Below are 21,175 nucleotides of genomic sequence, written 5' to 3'. Positions count from 1 at the left end.
TCCGTTAGCTCCATGCAGTCGGATCAGCCAGCCGGATCAGCCGGATCAACCTTAACGTAGCTTGTGATCGTTATATCGAAATTGAATTTCTTAAGGGAGGTCATTAGAAATGAGCAAAAAATGGTCGGTAGCAGTTATTTTGGTTATGGTTGCAGCGATGGTGCTTTCCGGGTGCGGAGGCGGCAAAGGCGCTTCCGGCGGCGGAAACGCGGAAGGCGGGAAAGAGAAAGTAACCCTGACCTTCTCCGTCTGGGGGGACGTGAACGCCGGTGCCAACGAGCAGAAGCTGGCGGATGAATTCAACGCGGCGCATCCGGATATCCAGGTCAAATTTGAACCGATTCCGAGCGACGGTTACGGCACGAAGCTGACCACTTCGCTGGCCGCCGGGCAGGCCCCTGATGTGTTCCTGATCGGCGAAGGCGATTATTTCAAATATGTCGATAAAGGCGTCATCGAACCGCTCGACGATTATTTGAAGAACGACAGCTCCTTCTCCCTGGACATCTTCCAGAAGGATCTGATCGACAACATGAAGATCAACGGCAAGCAGTATTATTTGCCGAAAGATTTCAATCCGCTGGCCTTGTGGTACAACAAGCGGATGTTCGATGAAGCGAAGCTCCCGTATCCGACGGACGACTGGACCTGGGATGACCTGATCGCCGCCGCGCAGAAACTGACCCAAAAAGACGGCGGGAAATATACGCAATTCGGCTTCAACGCCACGAAATGGGAATATCCGATTTACACCTATCTGTGGGATCACGGAACGGACATCGCCAACGAGGACGGCACCCAAGCGGAAGGTTACATGAATGGCGACAAAACCGTAGCCGCCCTTGAAAAATATGTGGCCTTGTCCAAAGGGGCGGACCGCGTCTCCCCGACGCCGCAGGATACGGAAACGATGGGCGGAGACTCCTCCATGTTCATGACCGACAAGCTGGCGATGATGGTGACCGGACGCTGGATCAAAGGGGATCTGGACAAATCGGACGTACAGTACGGATCGGCCTTGATTCCCAAAGGGGAAGACGGAACCAGAACAAGTATCATCGCCAGCGCCGGCTGGGCCGTCAACGCCGCAGGCAAGCACAAACAGGAAGCCTACGAGCTGGCAAAATGGCTGTCCGGCACCGATGCCCAGAAGCTGCGCGCGGAGAACAGCAAGGTGCTGCCCGCCACCGTCACTGAACTGGATCAGGTGAAAGAGACGGAGGTGGCCGACAAACCGGTGATCGAAATGATGAACTACGCGAAAAAGCCGGTCACGATGCGTTCCGCCAACGGCCCGGTATTCGTCGAGGAGTTCACCAAGGCGCTGGAGAAAATCCTGCTGGGCAAACAGGATGTCAAAGGGGCGCTCGATGAAGCCGCCAAAAATGTGGACGGCAAAATCAAGTAAGCGACCGGCGGGTGAAGCGGGGGGCGTGCAGCGCTCTTCGCTTTACCCCGTCTCATCAAGGAGGTTTTTCCATGCGTAATTCAAAATCGGAGCGCGCCGGGTATTTGTTTATTCTTCCCTGGTTGCTTGGACTGCTGCTGTTCACCATCGGTCCGATGCTGTTCTCCTTGCTGCTGGCTTTCAGCAAATGGGACATCATCACCGGGGTCAAATCGATCGAGTGGGTCGGGTTGGACAATTTCCGGGCGATTTTTCAGGACGATCTGTTTTACCAGTCTTTAAAAGTGACCTTTGTGTTTGCGCTTGTTTCCGTGCCGCTTTACCAAATTCTCTCCCTGCTCGCGGCGATGCTGCTGAACATGAGAAGCCGGGGCATGAAGCTGTTCAGGCTGATTTACTTTATGCCTTCGGTCATTCCGGCGGTCGCCGTTTCGATGATGTGGGTGATGATCTTTAACCCGGAATACGGGATTCTGAACCGGGCTTTGGCCTTGTTCGGCATCCAGGGCCCGGCTTGGCTGCAGGACCCTTCCTACGCGCTGGGTGCGTTGATTGTCATGGGCATTTGGGGGATCGGCAACACGATCATCATCTATTTGTCCGGGCTGCAAGGGGTCCCGGAAGAGCTGTATGAAGCGGCCGAACTGGACGGGGCGGGCCGTTTGCGCCGTTTTTCCAGCATTACGCTGCCGATGATCTCGCCGACGATCTTTTTTAATTTGATCATGGGGATTATCGGCGGATTCCAGTATTTCACCCAGGCCTTTGTCATGACAAACGGCGGGCCGCTCAACTCGACGCTGTTCTACAACTTGTATTTGTACAACAAAGCGTTTCAGGATTATGAAATGGGTTACGCTTCCGCGCTGTCTTGGATTTTGTTCGTTATCATTCTCGTCTTCACGCTCCTCGTCATCCGCAGCTCTTCCATGTGGGTGTACTATCAGGGCGACGACGAAAAGGATTAAAGGAGGCGCAAGCGAATGGAACGCAATCTCAAAAAAATAAGCATATCCGGGATCATAAGCCAGTTGATACTGATTGCCGGGGCGGCGGTGGTAATTGTTCCGCTGCTGTGGACCTTTTTTACGTCTTTGAAAACACCGGCCGAGGTGTTCAAGGACAACTTCTTCCCGACGACCTGGCTGTGGAGCAATTATGCCGACGCCGTGCGGGCCATCCCATTTTTCACCTTTTTGCTCAACACGCTGATTATTTTGCTTCCGGTGCTGATCGGAACCGTGTTTTCGGCGGCTTTATGCGCCTACGGCTTCGCCAGATTCCGCTTTAAAGGGAAAAAAACGCTGTTTCTCGTTTTGCTGGCGACGATGATGCTGCCTTCCCAGGTGACGCTGATCCCGATGTTTATCATGTTCAAGGAAGCGGGCTGGGTCGATACGTTTTTGCCGCTGATCGTGCCGTCCTTTTTCGGGGGCGGGGCGTTTAATATCTTTCTGATCCGCCAATTTATGCGGGCTATCCCCCGCGATCTCGACGAATCGGCGTTTGTGGACGGGGCAAACCGGATGCAGATCTTCTTGCGCATCATTTTGCCGTTGTCCATGGCGCCGCTGATTGCCGTAGCCATTTTTACCTTCATGGGCGTTTGGAACGATTTCCAAGGTCCTTTGATTTATTTGAATTCCACGGAAAAATACACCCTGGCGCTGGGCCTCTCGATGTTCAAGGGGCTCTACAATGTCGAATGGAACATGCTGATGGCGGCTACGATCCTGATTATGCTGCCGGCGCTGATCGTCTTTTTTGTCGCGCAAAAATACTTCATCGAAGGCATCTCCATCTCTTCGGCGATTAAAGGCTGATTTATATCAAGGAGGAAGTTCATGAGCCGATTAACGAGCAGACACCCACTTAATCTTTATTATCACGGCGGCGAATACGTCAAAATTTGCGGCTCGCAGGACGGGTATTTTCCCGATTTCGGCCATCATCTCGCGGGTGAGATGGGGGGCGTGTGGCTGCATCCGATCAAGCTGCTGGACGGTTTTTGGCTGAAGGTCACGGACCTGGACCGGGGCATTTCCGTCTGGGCAAGAGCCGACGCTTTTGTGAGTGAGCCTTGGGGCGGCCGTTTTGAATACGATCACTGGCTGGGCCATATTCCGGTTTCCATCGAGCGTTCCCAATTCGCGCCGGAGCGGGAAAAAGGCTTTGCCGCCAATTACCGTGTTCACGCTAATGCTGGACAACCCGTACGTTTGCGGTTGGAGCTGCTCGTGCGGACGGACCTTCGTCCGGTTTGGTTTTCGGAGCAGGCCGGGGTCGTGGACGGGGACCGGGATTTGCCGGTGGAGATTGCTGGCCGCCAGGTGCTGGTCAAGGATCAGGATCATCCGTGGTTCGTGCGGGTAGGGACCGACTTGCCCGGCGATGCCGTGAAAGCCGATCCGGAGTTGTACGGGCCTGAATTTACGGCGGGGGCCGGCTGCGGAATCTCATTTGCCGCGGAGGTGGAGCTTCCGGCGGGGGAAACGTTCGATTTCCGGCTGTTTGCGGCTGGTTCGTATACCTCGCGGGAGGAGTGCGACCGTACCTACGAGCTGATTTCGCAGCGGCATGAAGCGATGCTTGCGGAGAAGCAGGCGTTGTACCGGGAGATCGCGGAGCGGGCCAGCCTGGAAATCGAGGGCGAACCGGGATTAAACGAAGCTTTTGCCTGGGCCAAGTGGAACAATCAGTGGCTGGTGCAGACGGTCGACGGGTTGGGCCGCGGCTTGACTGCCGGGGGGCCGACGTATCCCTGGTGGTTTGGATGCGACAGCACCTATGCGCTGCAGGGCATGCTGGCCATCGGCGATCCCGGGCTGGCGAAGGATACGCTGGATTTGCTGCTGCAAAAGTCCGAGGAAACAAACGGCAACGGGCGGGTCGTGCATGAGATTACAACGCTGGGGGCGGTGGCCAATCCGGGCAATACCCAGGAGACCGCGCACTACATCGCGTTTGTTTGGGAGCTGTTTCAATGGACCGGCGATGAAGCGCTGCTGCGCCGCCATTATGACTATTGCGTGAAAGGGATCGATTGGCTGTTGGGAGAAATGGACCCCGACGGTGACTTGTTCCCTTCCGGCTATGGGATTATCGAAATCGCCGGGCTGAATATGGAGCTGATCGACAGCGCCGTTTATACCGCCCAAGCGCTGCGGGCGATGGCCGCCATGAGCGGATTCCTTGGCGAGCACGAGCGGTCGGCGAAATACGGTGAGCTGGCCGAGCGGGCGGTTGAGGCTGTCAATCGGGTCTTCTGGTGCGAAGCGGAAGGCTTGTATGCCGACGCCGTAGCGCCCCGTGAAATGGTAGCGGCCAAGCGGGAGACTATGGTATCCTTGGCAGAGAAGCACGGGGTTGACGGGTACGGTGAGTACATGAAGCAGATCCTTGAGGATACCGCCGATCAAGAGGGGGACGTTGCCTGGCTGCTCAACAAAAACTGGGTCATCGTCACGCCGATGGAGGCGGGCATCGCCGATCCGGACAAAGCCGCCAGAGCACTGGAAACGATGCGGTCGGACGTTTTTGTCGGCGAGTATGGCACCTATCTGTCCGGCATCCTCCAGCAGGGGACGATGACGATTTCGACCGGCGTTCACGCCGTGGCCGAAGCGGAAAACGGGCACCCGGACGAAGCGCTGGACCTGCTGCGCCGGATGCTGCGCACGTTTTCCGTGGCGCTTCCCGGCTCTTTTTCCGAGATGTCCCCGGACTACGGCTGTGTGGTGCAGGCCTGGACCCTTTACGCGCTGGCGGTGCCGGTGGTTCGCGGCTTTTTCGGCGTCCGGCCCCAGGCGCACCGGCGTGTGCTGCGCTTGAACCCGCAGCTGCCGGCCGCGTGGCAAGACCGCGAATGCAAGCTCAGCGGGCTGAACATCGCCGGCGCCCGGTTTGACATCGTTGTTAAGCCCGGAACGAGCGGGCAGGGCCGTGTGGTCACCGTGCGCAATGATGAAAGATGGCGTGTGGTGCTGGAACTGAACGGGAAGCGCCTGGAAAGCGACGAGCCCTGGATCGAGTGGGAAGTTGGCGGGAAGTAGAAGGAAGTTGTGGGAAGTAGAAGGAAGTAGAGGGAAGTAGAAGGAAGTAGAAGGAGGTAGAAGGAAGTAGAAGGAAGTAGAAGGAATTTGTGGGAAGTTGCAGGGAAGTTGCGGAGATACGCCCGCCTGGCCCAATGTTCTGATTGGATATATCCAATAGAATTGGAAATCTGCTGGCAAATGCAGCAGCCTGATTGGATATTTTCCAATAGATGAGATTCGGCAGACACGAAATGGGCAATTTGAGCGAAATCTATTGGATATTTTCCAATGAGAGCTCAAAATGGCGGTCTATATCTGCTAATCTATTGGATTTTATCCAACGTGGGGTACAATCGAAAAAAGCAGATAGGAGTGTTTTGGATAATATGGAGCTGAAGGCAGTCATTTTTGACTTGGACGGGGTGATCACCGACACCGCCGAATATCATTTCATCGCCTGGAAGCGGCTTGCCGAAGAACTGGGCATCGCCATCGACCGGGCGTTTAACGAGCAGCTTAAAGGCATCAGCCGGATGGAATCGCTGGACCGGATTCTTGTTCACGGCGGGAAGGCGGATGCTTATACGCCAGAGGAAAAAGAGGACATGGCACGGCGGAAAAACGAGCATTACGTTTCGCTGCTGGAGCGCTTGAAACCGGAGGATACGTATCCGAGCATACGTGAGCTGCTGCTGGAAATGCAGCGCGAGGGGATTCCGGCGGTCATCGCGTCGGCCAGCAAAAACGCGCCGCAGATTCTCCGCGCTTTGGAGCTCACGGAATTATTCAGTTACGTGGTACCGCCGGATTCGGTCAAGCGGGGGAAACCCGCCCCGGATCTATTCCTGCGCGGAGCCGAGGAAATCGGCGTCGGGCCGGAGGCGTGCATCGGTGTCGAGGACGCCCAGGCCGGGATCGAAGCGATCAAGGCAGCGGGCATGACCGCAGTGGGCATCGGCGAGGAAGCCGCGCTCACCGCGTCGGGGGCGGATGTTGTCCTGCCGGATACCGCACAGCTGAATGTGGCCTTTTTACGGAAAACGTTGGACTTAAAAAGTTAAACAGTTCGAACCAAGCGTAGGGCGGACCGAAGTATCATCACTTCGGCCCGCCCCTTCCTTTACAAACACCGTATTAAACTCTACAGCGAAGCAACAGATTATATTTTACGAGGTTCTCGGTCTTAGCTGTGTCCATTTAGTAGGATTGCTTACAGGGGCATTTCCACGCTGCACTCTTGGACTAACCTCTATCCAAGGTTCGTCATATCCTAAGTTAGCATGGTACTTTACATTTGCTTTACTTGATATATCAAAATCGGTTGGAGTTCCTGAACTTTTTCCGTTATCAGAATGTCCCCAAACATAAAGATCATTCCATTCATAGGCGTATTCTATAACACCATCACAACGTATATCTGTAATCTCGGAAACATTGACATATCCGGATGAACCAGAATCATCGTACATAAGCTGTGCTTGAGCAGTGTACGTGATATCCGGATCAGCACTCATTGCCGCAACAGTAGATATAATCTGGCCTCTTTTAGATGCTGTTATATTAGGATTAGTATACCAGCCATAAAAATACTGTGAATCTTTAAAGCTATCAAAGGTACTATGCACAACCCCGTCACCCCAATAACCCTTAATTTCATAGACACCACTGCCGGAATATATCCCTCCGTGCTCACTCCCAAAGGTTAGCCAACCGCCCTCTCTATATCCAGCATCTCCTTCATTAGCAGCATGGGTTGTAGTAGCACCAATTAAAATTAATAGCGGAAAAAGGATTACTACAACTAATTTTTTGTTAAGAATCGGTAAATTGTACATCATTTTTCCCCTCCCCATTTCCCACTATTAAATTCATCAACAAGATCTTCAGGTACAATATTGTTCAAAGCATGCTCTGCTGCTTGGATAACTTCCGAATTTTTAGAGTTATCATGGATTTGTTTTATTTCTGAGTATACTTCACCATAATTGATAATTTCTGCTGCTTTTAAAGCCGTTATTATTTGGGTATCATTTTGACTCTTTAACATGGAGGAGATAATACCCAAGTTTTGCAGCAAAGAATATTTACCAACTTCCTCTGCATTGCCCTTAAATTTCCCTTGATGTTCTACAAGTAAATTTACGGCATCTTCACTACCATCAATACCAAGTGCGTATATTGTGCTTTCAAAAACTTGTTCATCCTCAGTCTCATTAAGAATTTTACTGACTACTTCTATATAATTGTGTAGCTCTCCAACCTTGGCAGCACTTGTAACAAAATTACGTAATAACGGATCATTCATATTTTCACTTTGACTTAAAGAAGTTAACACTACTTCAAAATTAGGATCGTTCAATCTACGCATAGCTGTAATTGAAGCAGCTCTTACTCCATCAGGTTCACTTAAATCATCATAAATCGCTTTCAAATTAATAGAATTTGAAGCAGCACTCAATTTAGCGTCTTGTTGTGGCTGTAATTGTAATAAAGCGTATCTCCGAAGATTTTCATCTTCACTTTTATCTTCTATAACAGTTTTAATTTTATCAAAACTACCTTCATCTATTCCATTGCCATTAGCCAGAATATCTATGGTCAATGCTCTTAATTTGGGATCGTACTCTCTTTCTGCCACTACATCTGAAATTTCAGCAGGAACAGTTCCGCCCCACGCTTTATATAAGTAGGGTAAAATAGACTGCGCATATCTTTCAAAATTGTTCTCGTCATAAATAGTAAGTTCACCAAGGGTTTCAAATAACTCATTCGCATTTAATGAATTGAGATATTCATTTTGTTTGTCTAACACTGCTTCTGAATTTTCAATCGTCAATGAATTGAGGGATTGACCATTACTTAGTGATTTTAATTTTTCAATGTGATCTAAATCTTGAATATCTGAAATAGTAGGTTTAACAAAACTTGTTGCTTCTTTTGAGGGGTCATTTAAAGCTAGCGCAGCAGGAACGATGGTTGATATAAAAAGGATAGAAGTAACAGTTGTTACAACTGTCTTGTTTAACTTCATGACTCAACCTTCTTTCACTTTTATTTGATATTACTCACACAGTCCAAGATATAAGTGTATAATATCTGTGTAGTCAGTTAGATATTAGGACAAATGTAAATTGGAGGTATAAATAATGAAGCCCATTCGTTTTTTAATGAAATCATTTCGATTTTGGTTAGTTTTAATTTCATTTTTCGTTATTGTTGTGAATATTTCGGGAAATGATGACTACAACATACTATTGGCCATATTTAGTCCGTTGGTCTGGTTATACGAATCCTCTCTTTTTGTACGAAAAGCAGATATTCCAATAACGGTAGTTTATCTCACCACATTAGCTTTCTGGTATCTTGTTGGTTTCATTTTAGATCGACTATTACAAAAACTTAGAAAAAACAAATCCTAAATAGATTTATTCAAAATTTATTCATATATCATCTTCTTTCGGAAAATATGGTAATATAAGTATTTACACATCTAGTATACAACTAAATTTTTCCAATGAAAAGCAAAAATTAGTTATAATTCGATTTTTTTATTCCATTTCCAGAGAAACTTGAAGAAGGGCGTTCCCCATTTAGGAACGCCCTTCCGTTGATGAATATTCGCTTCCATTCCAGCCGGTTACATAGCATACGTTCGTATTCAAACATACATTTTCTATTAGCTCTCTACTGATTTCGTAGCACGAAGTAGTTGACTGACTCTCGACGGCGAAACGCCGACCCTTTCCGCCCACTGGGATTGATTTTCTGACGGATAGGTAGCCATCACTTCATTAAGCTTTCGGATTAATTCACTCGTCTTCTGCCGGGGCCGCCGTACAGTTCCTGCGTCTGGATCGTTTCGATTTTCTAACGCCACCGCAATTCCCAGGTTGGCCGTTTGTTGACTCCCAGCTTCTTTCATAGCACGAAGTAGTTGGCCAACTCTCGACGGTGAAACGCCGATCCGTTTCGCCCACTTAGATTGATTTTCTGACGGATAGGTAGCCATCACTTCATTAAGCTTTCGGATTAATTCACTCGTCTTCTGCCGGGGCCGCCGTACAGCTCCCGCGACTGAATCGCTTTGATTTTCCAACGCCACCGCTATTTCCAGATTGGAGTTGGTCGATTTCATCAAGCCGCTCCGCGAAAGGCTCAAACTGGATCGCTGCCTGGTTGTTTTGTTCCTGGTCGGGGCCAAGTCTAGTTAGGAACAACTTGTACTGGCAATAAGCTAACCGCTCTGAATGCTGACTTTTTTCGCTTAGAGCTACGCTTTCGTAAAGAATTGCTGCTGCCATCCGCTTTCCTTGCGCAATTAAATCTTCTGCTACCTCAAACAGGGGAGATGAATATAAAGGGTTATCCAGCAATAGATTTACGATTTGCTTAATGCAATCCAGCTTGTCCAACTCTGCGCACCGGTAAAAAAAAGGTTTGATTCTGCGCCAATTCGGCGCCACTTCATTCAAGTACTCCTGGATGTACTGCTCATAAAAATGCCCATCGGGGAGATTCATCACCGTAGTAATCCGGTCCAGTTGATGCACGGAAAGCACTCTCTGACTGTTTAAAATAGCACTCATCGTGCCCGTATTCAATCCGGTCTGCTTGGATAGTTGACTAATATTTAACCCATTCTGTTTTGAAAATTGCTCCAGCGCTCCGAGAATCGTGGTTGTATCATTCAAACTAACCACCTCTGATAAATTTTGGGAATATATTATAAATATAACCATCTTTTGAGCGATGGTCAATATAACAGTACATCAAGCCTATTTATCCAATTGAGCTTGGACGATGAAGGTGAATCGTGTAAGGCAGCATACAGTTCCACCCACAGCTTGCCTGCAGCGTGAACAGAATAAAGTTTGGATTCGTTCGGTCCTGGAAGCCCGCAGCCTCCAACACAGCCGTAAACGTTTCTGGAATATAAGAACGAACATTTGAAATCGTAGGCCGATCTCGGTTATGCTGTCCATGAAAAGGAGAGGGCCTAACGATGAAACCAATCACGATATTGATTGCGGATGACGAGGCGGAAATCGCCGATCTGATTGAGCTGCATCTGGCTAGAGAGGGCTACCGCTGCATCAAAGTTCCCGACGGGCAGCAGGCGGTTGACGCCGTGCGGACGCAGCCGGTCGATTTGGCGATTCTGGACATCATGATGCCGGGGCTCGACGGGTACGAAGCGACGCGGCAAATTCGCGAGCGGCATCATCTGCCGATTATTTTTCTGAGCGCCAAGGCCAGCGACCTCGATAAAATTACCGGGCTGGTTCGCGGCGCCGACGATTACATGACCAAACCGTTCAACCCGATGGAGCTGGTGGCCCGGGTGAACGCGCAGCTGCGCCGCTTCATGGAGCTCAACCCGTCGGCGGGTACGCAGGCGGGGACCCCTGTGCTGGAGGCCGGCGGGATCGTCATCCATCCCGAGGAGCGGACCGTATTCCTGTACGGCGAACGGGTCGAGCTGACGCCCAAGGAATTCGATATTTTATATATGCTGGCCAGCCATCCGAAAAAGGTGTTCAGTTCGGAGCATATTTTCCGGCAGGTGTGGGGCGAGGCTTATTACGAGGGCGGAAATACGGTGATGGTGCATATCCGAACCTTGCGCAAGAAGCTGGGGGAAGACCAGCACAAAAACAAGCTGATTAAAACCGTGTGGGGAGTAGGTTATACGTTCAATGGCTAAAACCAAATTCCGCAGTTTTCGCTTCCAGATGATCAAGTTGTTCGGGCTGAGTATGATCTTGTCTGCCGGCACTACTTTTCTAATTTACTTGGCGCTGCAGCAGTATTACCATACGTTGTTTCGAGAAAATCCGATGTTCGGAATCCGCGAAACGATCAGAGATATCGGCGATATTAACGTGTTCCTGATCATTTTTTTTCCGATCTCATTTTTCTACTTCTATCTGCTAACCCGTCGTTACGTCGCTTATTTCCGGGAAATTTCCCGGGGAATCAACCAGCTGGCCGGGGGCGATTTCAGCTACCGGGTCCATGTTCCGTCGGGCGATGAACTCGGGGATATCGCGCGGGACATCAACCTGGCCAGCGAAAAGCTGCAGCAGGCGGTGGAACGGGGCGATTTCGCCGAAACCAGCAAAGAGCAGCTGGTGCTCAACCTGGCCCATGATTTGCGAACGCCGCTGACCTCCGTAATCGGGTACCTGGACTTCATTCTACAGGGCAAGGATTTGACCGCTGAACAGATGAAGCATTACACCTCCATCGCCTATACCAAATCGCAGCGGCTGGAGAAGCTGATCGACGAGTTGTTCGAGATCACGCGAATGAACTACGGCAAGCTGAAGCTAACCCGGGGGCCGATTGACCTCGGCGAACTGCTGACCCAACTGGCTGAAGAACTGTACCCCCTATTCGAAAAAAACGAGCTGACCGTCCGCCTCGACCTCGCCCCGCAACTGACGATCTCCGGCGACGGGGACCTGCTGGCCCGCGTGTTCGAGAATCTGCTGTCCAACGCCGTCCGTTACGGCAAAGACGGCGGGTACATCGATATCCACGGCCGGATGGAAGAAAGGAACGCGGTCATCCGTGTCATCAATTACGGGGATTCCATTCCGCCGAACGAGCTGCCGCATCTGTTTGACATGTTTTTCACCGGCGACCGGGCGCGGACGCATCAGGAAGGCAGCACCGGCCTCGGCCTATTCATCGCCAAAAATATCATTGAACAGCATGAGGGCTCCATTTCAGCGCAAAGCGATGTCATCCGCACGCAGTTTGAAGTGCGCTTGCCGAAATTATGACTTAATGAGAGCACTAGCGTTGCATTAAATCTGACAAGATACATTTTCTAGCCACACCAATATTCTAACGGTTGGCACAAGCTTTATTTGTTCCAAAAACGTTGATTTCAAATTGTAACGGTTGCCACAGCGCTTATTTCGCTTAAATCCGGCTATTTTTCAAGCAAATTCGAACCACCTCCCCCAATGCCGGCCGCCGCTCGAAAATATGCCGCCATTCGTTCGTTCCCGAGTCATGCTCCCGCAGCAGCACCTCCGTCAGCTCCCGCACGCGGCGCAGCATGCGTTCGCTCCCCACCCGCTCCAGATGCTCCGGATTGACGCGCCCGTCGGCCCCGGGCGGAATGCAGACCACTTCGCCGATCGTTTCCGCCCAGTATGTCCTACTTAAATAACGAACGGTTTAGAGGAGCGGGGGGCGTATTAATTTGACCGTAATTTACGGACATGATTTAGTATTTCTCGTGATATCGAGGGGGTGTTATGATAAACGTGAGTTAAGGAGGTGATCCTCATGATAGCGCTATCAAGCAGGCAGAAAAGAATCATTAACTTACTCAGCCGGCAGCGGAACTACGTTACCGCCAAATGGATAGCCGACAGGCTCGACTTGTCGGAAAAGACGATTTACCGCGAGCTGCAGGCGGTGGAAGAAAGGCTGGAACGCGAGAGAATCGGGCTGAAAAAACAGCCGGGAAAAGGGTACATGCTGGAATTGCCGGTCATGCCCCGGAATAAGGGATACCAATTCGAAGATCCCCCTGAACCATCGGATCAGTCCACTGGGGCCAGGCGGATTCAAATTCTATCCGAACTGCTGAGCCAGGCGCCGAAAGAGACGTCCATCAGCAGGCTGGCGGCGGCGTATTACATCAGCAATGCCTCGATTGTCAACGATTTGAAATTTATTGAGGGCATGCTGGAACCCTTCCGGTTGCAGTTGGTCCGCAATCAGAAGGGGACGCACATCAGGGGAGCGGAGGAAGATATCCGCAAAGCTCTTATGTACCTCGTCAACGAACTGATCCTCACCTATCCCAAGGAAAGCGGCTGCGCCGAGCAAAACCGGATCGACCGCCAAACCTACCGGGAACTGGAGCGGCAGTTTGAACCGGGAGCCGTCAGGTTTGTGCAGGAGCTGCTGGAGAAAACCGAACACGACCTGAGTTATCCGATTGGCGATCCGTATTATATTAATATGCTGTCCCATTTGCTTATTTTGATCAAAAGGTTTGAAAAAGGTAAGCTTCTGACCGGCAAACCGGATGCCCGGCAAGATTCATCCTTGGACGAAAACGCTTTTAAAATCGCCGCTTCGATTATAAAGCACGTCGAGCAATACGTTGGCGGCAGTCTGCCGGAGGAGGAGACCTATTTTATTTATCAACATCTGATTTCGTCCGGAGCCGGGATATCCGCTTTTAGCCCTTCGGCCACCGAGCTTATCGTGCGGGAAAATCCCGATATCCCCCGGATCGCCGCCCGGTTGGTCGCTTGTTTTTCGACGTTGATCCAAACCGGTCTTACTGGGGATGAGCAGTTGCGAAGCGGGTTGATCGTGCATTTTAAACCGATGATGAATCGGCTAAAATATCGGATCTCCATTAAAAATCCGATGCTTGCCGAAATAAAGCGGGAGTTCCCGGCGGTGTTCGACATCACGGTAATGTCCATGGCTCTGATGTCCGCCGAGTGGCAAGGACGGGAGGTTAGCGAAGACGAACTCGGATATTTAACCTTATACTTCCAGAATTCCATCGAGCAGCAGGTGAAATGCAAGAAAGTTCTGCTGGTCTGCTCAAGCGGGATTGGAACTTCCCATCTGCTGAAAACCCGGATTTTGCGCACTTTTCCCGATTGGAAAATCGTCGATACCGTCTCTTCGGCCAAGGCGGCGGCATCCTGGAAGGACAAAGCCGACTTGATCATTTCCACCGTCAAGCTTAGTGAAACGGATGTGCCGGTGATTCTTGTAAGCGCTCTATTTGGTGAGGCTGACGTCAAGCTTGTTACCGTGCGGATTGTTCAGGAGGCTATAAAGGGGCGCCAAGCCGGCCCAGGCCGGAGTTTTCTGGCAGACGTTCTTGACGATGCCGACCTATTTATCGCAGGCCAGCCTCGAGACCAAGCGGTGCAGTATTTATGGAAACGTTTTAAAATCAGGCTGAATGGTCCGGCCGGATTGCAAGATCTGAACTGCCTTACACTGTCAAGCGGAGACCGATTGTATCTGGTGCCTTCCGGGAGGATCAAGCAACCCCGAATCGGCTTGGTCATCACGACAGGCGGAGAAGGGGAAATCGCCGCTTTGGACTGGATGATCGCTTGCCCGGGCGAAAAGGAGCTGATATGGGTTTTCCGCCAGTTGTATGATTGGTATCACGCGCAAGGCTTTGCCAACCGGCAAGGCATCATCATTAGTTCCGCACAGAAACGAAGGGTTCGCGGACAGTTGAATCTGAACAAGGAGGGGCATCATGGATATCGCCCAAATTCTCAATGAAAACCGGATCAATCTCCATTTGCGGGCCGCCACCAAGGACGAGGTGTTCCGCGAAATGAGCGGGATGCTGCTGCAGGAGGGGGTGTTGTCTTCGGTCGACGATTTTATCGCCGATGTGTACAAACGTGAAGAGGAAGGGCAGACCGGACTGGAAAACCATATCGCCATCCCGCACGGCAAATCCGAAGCCGTCCTGCAAACCGCGCTGGCGATCGGCAGAAGCGAACATCCGATTCCGTGGGAAACCCTTGACGGCAAGCCGGTGCATTGCGTCATTCTGTTTGCGGTGCGGATGACGGACAAAACGACCACCCATATCCGGCTGATGTCGCAGGTTGCATCCGCCTTGGCGGATGAAAAAGTGCTGGATGCGCTGCTGGTCGAACAAGATCCGCGGAAAATAATTTCTCTGTTTAAAGTTCAAGCTTGATTTCAGTAAATATCATCGCGGGAGGGGTATATATGAAAATCGTTGCGGTTGCCGCATGCACGGCCGGCATAGCCCATACGTACATCGCCAGGGAGAAGCTGATTAAAGGAGCGGCGGCAAGGGGGCACGACATTTTGGTGGAAACCCAGGGCACCATCGGCACGGAGAACGCGCTGACCGCTGAAGACATCGAGCAGGCGGATGTGGTGATTTTGGCGACGGATATCAAGATAGGAGGCGAAGAAAGGTTCAAAGGAAAACCGGTCGTTCGGGTCAAGACACAAACCGTTATCAAATCGCCAGTTCAGTTTATCGAGAAGGTGGAGCATTCGCTGGCCTCCAACCAAAACCCCGCATAAAAGGTAGTTCAAAAAGTCGTCTTTCCATGACGAAGCAGTTCAGGGAGAAGACTCGACGTCGAATTTGAATTCAGCCGGGCCTTCCGGTGCTCACGTACCCAAAACGTACGCTCCGCTCCTCAGTCCCTAGCTTCATCCAACCTTCTCGGTCCTGAAAACCAACTTTTTGAACTCGCACTAAAAGGAGGAACGACGATGACTAATAAAGGCAGCCATATCGGCCAAATCATCAAAAAACACCTGCTTACCGGGATATCCTATATGATTCCGCTGATCGTTGCCGCCGGCATTTGTATTGCGCTTGGACAACTGCTTGGAGGAACCGACGTAGCGGAGAAGACAGGGACCATTCCTTATTACCTCAACCAGCTTGGAGGTTTGGGCATGGGGCTGGTCGTCCCGTTGATCTGCGCGGCCATCGCCTACTCCATCTCCGATCGTCCGGGCGTCGCCCCCGGGCTGATCGTAGGTTACGTATGCTCGCAGATCCAAGCCGGTTTTATCGGTGGAATGGTTGGCGGTTTCCTGGTCGGCTATGTGGTGCTCGCCATTCGGAAATACGTCCGTTTGCCCGCATCCATGCAAGGGCTTATGCCGGTTATGGTGATACCGGTGCTGGCAACCATCCTATCGGGGCTGGCCATGTATTTGCTGATCGGGCAGCCCATCGTATGGGCGCAAAACGGTCTGACCCATATGCTTGAATCCATGCAGGGCGGGTCCAAATTCCTGCTTGGCGCGGTCCTGGGGGCGATGGCGACATTCGATTTCGGCGGACCGGTCAACAAAACGATGTCCCTGTTCGCGGACGGCTTACTCGTGCAAGGTGTCTACGGACCGGAAGCGGTTAAATTCGTCGGTTCGATAATTCCGCCGCTCGGCATCACGTTATCTTTCTTTCTCACCCGCAAGAAGTATACCCGTTCGGAAAAAGAAGCGCTGAAAGCAGCTTTTCCCATGGGAATTTGCATGATCACGGAAGGCGTTATTCCGATCGCAGCGCGGGATTTGTTCCGGGTGGTTCTCTCCTGCGTGATCAGTTCCGCCATTGCGGGCGGATTGATTATGACCTGGGGCGTGGAAGCTCCAGTTCCGCATGGGGGATTGTTCGTTGTGCCGCTGTTCACTCATCCCTGGCTGTTTACCGCCGCGCTTTTGATCGGAACGGTTCTTTGCGGAGTCGTCCTCTCTATGATCAAAAAAACGGTAACCGAGGCTGATGAAGAATTCGACGATACGCTTGGCGTAAGTGTGGATGATGACGACATCACGTTTACGCTGGAGAAAGCGCAGTAAAAAGAAGTTGGCTTTTTTGAAGAACATCTAAAAAGGAGCGAATGAGATATGTTGTTGACGATGAAAGAATTGTTGGCCGTAGCCAAAGAGAAACGGTTTGCCGTAGGTGCTTTTAATGTGGCGGACAGCAGCTTTTTGCGCGCGGTTATTGAAGAAGCGGAACATTCCCAGGCACCGGCGATCATTTCCATCCATCCCAGCGAGCTGGAGTTTTTGACGGATGAATTTTTCAGCTATGCGCGGGACCGCGCGGTCAAAAGTCCGATTCCGTTTGTCATCCATCTCGATCACGGCGGCTCGGTGGCTGAGGTGATGCGGGCCATCAAGTGCGGATTCACCTCCGTGATGATCGACGGTTCCCTGCTCCCCTACGAAGAGAACGTCAAATTGACCAAGCAGGTCGTGGAGCTTGCCCATACGGTCGGCGTCTCGGTGGAGGCGGAGCTGGGAACGATCGGGAGCACGGGCAATTCCGTCGAAGGCGGGGTAACGGAGGTAACGTATACCGATCCGGAGCAAGCGCGGGATTTTATTGCCCGGACGGGCGCGGATACATTGGCGGTAGCGATCGGGACCGCGCACGGCATCTATCCGAAGCACATCAAACCGAAGCTGCAGCTCGATATCCTGAAAGCCATCGCCGAGCGGATCGATATCCCGCTTGTGCTGCATGGAGGTTCCTCGAACCCGGATGAAGAAGTGGCGCAATCCGTGAAGCTAGGCATCTGCAAGGTCAACATTTCGAGCGACATGAAACACGCGTATTTCGCCAAGGCGCGGGAAATTTTGAGCCGTGAAGAATGGTGGGACCCCAACGTCATCTATCCGGACTGCATCAGCGCGGCCAAGGAAGTGATCCGCAACAAAATGCGCTTGTTCGATTCCATCGGCAAAAGCGAGCTTTACAACAAGCACCCCGTTCTCTTGTGACCAAAGAAAAACGCTTCTAAACCATCCGGTTGCCCATTTACTGCAATGGGGGCTGACCGAAGGCGATCGCAATCATCGTCTCGGCCAGCCTCTTTACCGCTATGCTGGCGTAAAAGAATGAACATTTGAAATCGCAGGCCGATCTCGGGTATGCTGGTTTGATATTTTGATGTTGCTGGCCAGCCACCCGAAGAAAGTGTTAAGTTCGGAGCATATTTTCAGGCAGGTGTGGGGCGAAGCTTATTTATGAAGGCGGAAACAAAGTAGGTTTTATGAAAGCAGATGCCCCACCCGGCTAAATTCAAGATTCGACATCAAATTAAGAAAAATTTAAGATTTACCCCACTTTTGATTTTAAAAGTCTGCCCTATGCTTAAAGGCATGAATGCAGGAGGACTGGAAGATGAAGAAGTGGGGGTTTTTGCGTGCGCCGAACGGCCTGACCCGGCTGGGCCTCGCCTGCCCGTTGCGCGGGGACGGGGCGGCGGCATGGTTGTTTCTGGCGCCGAGCGCGGCCGGGTTTGCGGTGTTTTATCTGATTCCGTTCGGGATGAGTCTGATGTATTCCTTCATGAACGGCACTTCCGGCGAAAGCTTCGTCGGCCTGGCGAATTACCGCGAGCTCCTGTCCAGCGATTCGTTCCGGAAAGCGGCGGCCAACACGTTTTATTTCAGTGCGCTTGGCGTCCCGCTGATGCTGGTGCTGTCGCTGGGACTGGCGCTGCTGTTGAACCGGCAAATCTATCTGCGAAAGTGGCTGCGCACCTCCTACGTCCTGCCGCTGGTGGTGCCGGTCGCTTCGGTCATCATCATCTGGCAGGTGGTGTTCGACTGGAACGGCGCTTTGAACTATGCGCTCAGCCATTTCGGGATCCAGCGTGTGGACTGGATGAAAACCGCCGCCGCCCGGTATGTAGTCATCGTCGTGTATTTGTGGAAGAACGTTGGCTACAACGTCATTTTGTTCCTGGCGGGCCTGCAGCAAATTCCGCAGGATTACTACGAAACCGCCCGGGTCGAAGGCGCCGGACCCTTTCGCCAGTTTTTGGGGATCACGCTCGTTTACTTAACGACGACGACGTTTTTCGTGGTCATCATATCGATCATCAATTCGTTTAAGGTGTTCCGGGAGACGTATTTGCTGGCGGGCGATTATCCGCATGACAGCATCTACATGCTGCAGCACTACATGAACAACATGTTTGTTTCGCTAAACATCCAGAAGCTGACGGCCGCGGCGGTGCTGATGGTCGCCGCCATCCTGGCGATCGTCCTGGTCTTGTTCGGGCTGGAGCGCCGCTACCGGAAGTTTATGGAATAGAGAACTTGTACGAATAGGAGGTGGACAGCGTGCAAGTGATCAAAGCGGTGCAAAAGGCTCTGCTGACGGCGTTCCTGGGGGTGATCGGCTTGCTGCTGCTGTTCCCGGTCGTCATTACGTTCACCAATTCGCTGATGACGGAACAGGAGCTGAAGATCAATTACGGGGTGATCGGAAAGCTCACGGAGGTGACTTCGACCGGTGCCGGAACCTTCGTCAATCTGAAATGGGTGCCGGACCAGGTCACCTTGGAGCAGTACGGCCGGCTGTTGGTGTATACCCCGAAATATTTGGTGATGTTTTGGAATTCCGCGGGACTGGTGCTGCCGATCATCGCCGGACAAACGGCGGTGGCGGCGATGGCCGCCTATGCGCTCTCCAAACTGCGGTTTCGCGGACGTGACGCGCTCTTCCTGGTCTATTTACTGTCGATGCTGATGCCCTTTCAGGTGACGCTGGTTCCCAACTATATCATGGCCGATAAGCTGGGGCTGCTGCACAGCCCGGGAGCGGTGATCCTGCCGGGCGTGTTCGCCGCGTTCGGGGTATTCATGCTGCGCCAGTTCATGCTGCATATCCCTTACACTTACATCGAAGCCGCCAAAATGGACGGCGCCGGCCATCCGCGGATATTCCTGACGCTGATTCTGCCGATGGTCAAACCGGGACTGGCAGCGCTGGTGGTCTTGCTGTTCGTCGATTATTGGAATATGGTCGAGCAGCCGCTGATCTTTTTGGACCCGCTCAAGCAGCCTTTATCGGTCTTTCTATCGAGATTAAGCGGAGAATGGGGGACGGCTTTTGCCGCATCCATGCTGTACATGTCTCCGATGGTGCTGTTGTTCCTCTACGCAGAGACGTATTTCATCGAAGGCGTGCAGTTATCCGGGATCAAGGGATAAGGGGGGGATGCAAAACGATGGAGTTAACGAAAGAGCAGGCTGATCGTAAACGGAAAAAACTGATTTTTACCGTCTTTATGCTGCTGATGGGGGGACTGCTGTTTTTCACGTTTTTCAGCAACACGCTCCAATCGGTGACCTTACCGAAGGTCCGGACGGTGCAGGCGGCGGCCGGGGGGCTTACATACAAGCTGGAGGGCAGCGGGATCTTGCAGCCGGCAAAGCAGGCGGAGCTGGCGAATCCGGCGGGCTGGAAGGTCCGGGAAGTGCTCGTGAAGGAAGGCGAGGCGGTTAAAAAAGGGCAGAAGCTTGTGCTTTACGACAGCGCCGCAGCCGAGCGTGAGCTTGAGGATGAGCTCGCAGAGCTAAAGAAGCAACGAATCGCGCTGCAAAACGTTCAGGATCAATTTATTCAGGCGACGGTTAGCGGAGACGAATCCGGCCTTCGTACGACTAAACGCGAGTTGGAAACGCGAAAGCTTGATCTCTCGGTGCAGGAGCGGAAAATCGCGGGGCTGCGGGAGCAGTTAAACCGGGAGCGGGAACTCTTGGCCCCGTTTGACGGGGTGATTAAGGAAGTGAATGCGGTGGAGGGCTTGGCCTCGGCGGGACTGCCGGATGTGGTGGTATCGAGCGGCAGCGCGGGATACCTGCTGGAGATTGCCGTCGACGGGCCGCTGATCGGCCGCCTCGGGACCAAGGTCGGGCAGAACATCGAGGTTGAGGTTGCCCAGGCCGCCGATCAGCCGGCGTACAGGCTGGAGGGCACGATCGAAGAAATGGCCGATGCGGGGTCGCGGAACTACGGTTCGCCGGAGAACGGTGCCGGAACGTTGGAGGCGGTGCCGCAAAAGCTGCTGCGCATCCATGTGGCCAATCCCGGCCTGAAAGGGGTTGAGCAGGCTTCGGTCAAGCTGGAGCAGGTTTCCTCCGACAAAGGCTGGGTGCTTCCGAACGAAGCGGTTCATCGCGACGGAGAAAAGCGGTTTATTTTCAAGGTGGAGGAACAGCTGGGCGCTTTGGGCAATGTGTTTGTGGCCCGCAAGGTGCCGATCGAAACGAGCGCCGTGAACGATGGGGAAACGATGATTCCGGCGGATCTCCTGTATGAAGGGGACCTGATTATCCTGGAAAGCAGCGAGCCGTTGCAGGACGGCAACCAGATTCGTTTGCAATAAATTTGATGAAAACCTGACTTTTTGAA

General features: G+C 52.1%; 19 protein-coding genes and 1 pseudogene. 16 read left to right on the top strand and 4 right to left on the bottom strand.

Features of this window, described 5'->3' with window-relative positions; all coding sequences use genetic code 11:
- Window positions 1-109: 109 nt before the first annotated feature.
- The 5 genes from ACLD72_RS14080 (at window position 110) to pgmB (ending at window position 6,503) form a co-directional block, all read left to right on the top strand.
- Entirely contained in the window at window positions 110-1,408 is a 1,299-nt protein-coding gene (locus ACLD72_RS14080; RefSeq protein WP_410995506.1) for an ABC transporter substrate-binding protein, read from the top strand.
- A gap of 71 nt (window positions 1,409-1,479) precedes the next feature.
- Complete coding sequence (locus ACLD72_RS14075) at window positions 1,480-2,376, top strand: carbohydrate ABC transporter permease (RefSeq protein ID WP_251596726.1); 897 nt, start codon at window positions 1,480-1,482, stop codon at window positions 2,374-2,376.
- A gap of 15 nt (window positions 2,377-2,391) precedes the next feature.
- Entirely contained in the window at window positions 2,392-3,231 is an 840-nt protein-coding gene (locus ACLD72_RS14070) for a carbohydrate ABC transporter permease (protein ID WP_410995507.1), read from the top strand.
- Window positions 3,232-3,252: 21 nt separating this feature from the next.
- On the top strand, window positions 3,253-5,460 hold the full coding sequence (locus ACLD72_RS14065) for an alpha-L-rhamnosidase-related protein (RefSeq protein WP_410995508.1): 2,208 nt from the start codon (window positions 3,253-3,255) through the stop codon (window positions 5,458-5,460).
- Window positions 5,461-5,828: 368 nt separating this feature from the next.
- On the top strand, window positions 5,829-6,503 hold the full coding sequence (gene pgmB, locus ACLD72_RS14060; RefSeq protein ID WP_410995679.1) for a beta-phosphoglucomutase: 675 nt from the start codon (window positions 5,829-5,831) through the stop codon (window positions 6,501-6,503).
- Between the two features lie 105 nt (window positions 6,504-6,608).
- Here the strand turns inward: pgmB and ACLD72_RS14055 are convergent, their stop codons facing one another.
- The 3 genes from ACLD72_RS14055 to ACLD72_RS14045 form a co-directional block, all read right to left on the bottom strand.
- Complete coding sequence (locus ACLD72_RS14055; RefSeq protein ID WP_458475820.1) at window positions 6,609-7,277, bottom strand: hypothetical protein; 669 nt, start codon at window positions 7,275-7,277, stop codon at window positions 6,609-6,611.
- Complete coding sequence (locus tag ACLD72_RS14050; RefSeq protein WP_410995510.1) at window positions 7,277-8,473, bottom strand: hypothetical protein; 1,197 nt, start codon at window positions 8,471-8,473, stop codon at window positions 7,277-7,279. Before ACLD72_RS14050 ends, ACLD72_RS14055 begins: the two co-directional genes overlap by 1 nt.
- A gap of 1,003 nt (window positions 8,474-9,476) precedes the next feature.
- The gene (locus tag ACLD72_RS14045; RefSeq protein ID WP_410995513.1) at window positions 9,477-10,133 is read right to left on the bottom strand and encodes a hypothetical protein; all 657 of its coding nucleotides are present in this window, start codon (window positions 10,131-10,133) and stop codon (window positions 9,477-9,479) included.
- 311 nt (window positions 10,134-10,444) lie between these two features.
- On the opposite strand from ACLD72_RS14045, the gene ACLD72_RS14040 reads away from it, so the two are divergent.
- Together ACLD72_RS14040 and ACLD72_RS14035 are read left to right on the top strand one after the other, a co-directional pair.
- Entirely contained in the window at window positions 10,445-11,146 is a 702-nt protein-coding gene (locus ACLD72_RS14040) for a response regulator transcription factor (protein ID WP_410995514.1), read from the top strand.
- Window positions 11,139-12,230 (top strand): sensor histidine kinase, encoded by a 1,092-nt coding sequence (locus ACLD72_RS14035; RefSeq protein ID WP_410995515.1) that lies wholly within the window; start codon window positions 11,139-11,141, stop codon window positions 12,228-12,230. The genes ACLD72_RS14040 and ACLD72_RS14035 overlap by 8 nt, the downstream gene beginning before the upstream one ends.
- 142 nt (window positions 12,231-12,372) lie before the next feature.
- On the opposite strand, the gene ACLD72_RS14030 is transcribed toward ACLD72_RS14035, so the two are convergent.
- Complete coding sequence (locus tag ACLD72_RS14030; RefSeq protein WP_458475819.1) at window positions 12,373-12,585, bottom strand: hypothetical protein; 213 nt, start codon at window positions 12,583-12,585, stop codon at window positions 12,373-12,375.
- 159 nt (window positions 12,586-12,744) lie between these two features.
- Between ACLD72_RS14030 and ACLD72_RS14025 the strand changes: the two genes are divergently transcribed.
- The 9 genes and pseudogenes from ACLD72_RS14025 (at window position 12,745) to ACLD72_RS13985 (ending at window position 21,149) form a co-directional block, all read left to right on the top strand.
- Window positions 12,745-14,733, top strand: coding sequence for a BglG family transcription antiterminator (locus ACLD72_RS14025; protein ID WP_410995517.1), 1,989 nt, complete (start codon window positions 12,745-12,747; stop codon window positions 14,731-14,733).
- Complete coding sequence (locus tag ACLD72_RS14020) at window positions 14,708-15,163, top strand: PTS sugar transporter subunit IIA (protein WP_251596712.1); 456 nt, start codon at window positions 14,708-14,710, stop codon at window positions 15,161-15,163. The genes ACLD72_RS14025 and ACLD72_RS14020 overlap by 26 nt, the downstream gene beginning before the upstream one ends.
- 32 nt (window positions 15,164-15,195) lie before the next feature.
- On the top strand, window positions 15,196-15,522 hold the full coding sequence (locus ACLD72_RS14015; RefSeq protein WP_128630515.1) for a PTS fructose transporter subunit IIB: 327 nt from the start codon (window positions 15,196-15,198) through the stop codon (window positions 15,520-15,522).
- A gap of 195 nt (window positions 15,523-15,717) precedes the next feature.
- A complete protein-coding gene (locus ACLD72_RS14010) occupies window positions 15,718-16,818 on the top strand; it encodes a PTS fructose transporter subunit IIC (RefSeq protein ID WP_410995518.1) in 1,101 nt (366 codons plus the stop codon).
- A 48-nt stretch (window positions 16,819-16,866) separates the two neighbouring features.
- Window positions 16,867-17,748: a ketose-bisphosphate aldolase gene (locus ACLD72_RS14005; RefSeq protein ID WP_410995519.1), complete on the top strand. Its 882-nt coding sequence runs from the start codon at window positions 16,867-16,869 to the stop codon at window positions 17,746-17,748.
- Window positions 17,749-17,905: 157 nt separating this feature from the next.
- A pseudogene (locus tag ACLD72_RS14000) lies at window positions 17,906-18,014 on the top strand (winged helix-turn-helix domain-containing protein); the annotation flags it as partial.
- A gap of 137 nt (window positions 18,015-18,151) precedes the next feature.
- Window positions 18,152-19,069, top strand: coding sequence for a carbohydrate ABC transporter permease (locus tag ACLD72_RS13995; RefSeq protein WP_410995520.1), 918 nt, complete (start codon window positions 18,152-18,154; stop codon window positions 19,067-19,069).
- 29 nt (window positions 19,070-19,098) lie between these two features.
- Window positions 19,099-19,971 carry a carbohydrate ABC transporter permease gene (locus tag ACLD72_RS13990; RefSeq protein WP_410995521.1) on the top strand — a complete coding sequence of 291 codons (873 nt, stop codon included), beginning with the start codon at window positions 19,099-19,101 and terminating at the stop codon, window positions 19,969-19,971.
- Window positions 19,972-19,988: 17 nt separating this feature from the next.
- Window positions 19,989-21,149 carry an efflux RND transporter periplasmic adaptor subunit gene (locus ACLD72_RS13985; RefSeq protein ID WP_458475818.1) on the top strand — a complete coding sequence of 387 codons (1,161 nt, stop codon included), beginning with the start codon at window positions 19,989-19,991 and terminating at the stop codon, window positions 21,147-21,149.
- The last annotated feature ends 26 nt before the right edge of the window (window positions 21,150-21,175 follow it).

This window comes from Paenibacillus lacisediminis (genome assembly GCF_046567315.2).
The sequence above is the reverse complement of the archived record's forward strand: the minus strand, read 5'-3'. Positions and strand labels throughout refer to the sequence as shown.